Raw genomic sequence first — 726 nt, forward strand, 5'->3', positions numbered from 1 at the left:
GTTTCGCTATACGGTCGGCACCTATTTCGCCAATTTGAGTTTCGGTCGTCCGTTCTCGCGCGGCCCCGTCTTCTCGCTCGCCAATTGGTCGGCGACCTCCAAGTCGCGCCAGATCGCCGGCTTCGCACAGATCGACTGGCAATTCCTGCCCAAGGCAACGCTGACGGCGGGCGGTCGCGTCCAGAATGAAGCGGTTAGCTACACCTTCCTTGATCGGCAAGCGAACAACGCGTTCTATAGCGGGCACGCCGAAGACACGGCGGGCACCTACAAGGTCAATCTGCGCTACGAATTCACGCCCGACCTGATGCTGTTCGGGACCTATGCGACAGGGTACAAGTGCCAGACCTACGATCTGACCACCGGCTTCAACCTGAACCGCGCACTGGCCGGGCCGATCAAGCCCGAACGCTCGCGCGATCGCGAGATCGGCGCACGCACGCAATTCTTCGATCGGCGGCTGACGCTCAACCTCACGCTGTTCGATACCGATTACACCAACCTCCAGGCGCAATCGATCGAGACGCTGGCCGACGGCACGCAGAATTACCGCCTTACCAATGTCGGCGGCCTGAAAACGCGCGGCATCGAGCTGGAAGGCTCGGCGCGCCTTGGTGGCGATGTGACCTTTGGCGGTGCCGTGACCTATCTTGACGCGCATTATACCGACTATGCGATCGCACAATGCTATCCCATGCAGACGCTCGCCCAGGGGTGCTCGGGATC

General features: G+C 61.2%; 1 protein-coding gene. It reads left to right on the forward strand.

Annotation, left to right across the window (positions count from 1 at the left end; all coding sequences use genetic code 11):
- Positions 1-726: TonB-dependent receptor (locus tag AACY52_RS28850; RefSeq protein ID WP_339561150.1), on the forward strand; the 726-nt coding region annotated here is incomplete at both ends.

The sequence above is a fragment of the Pseudomonas sp. EA_65y_Pfl1_P113 genome (genome assembly GCF_963970525.1).
Lineage (GTDB): Bacteria > Pseudomonadota > Gammaproteobacteria > Pseudomonadales > Pseudomonadaceae > Aquipseudomonas > Aquipseudomonas tritici.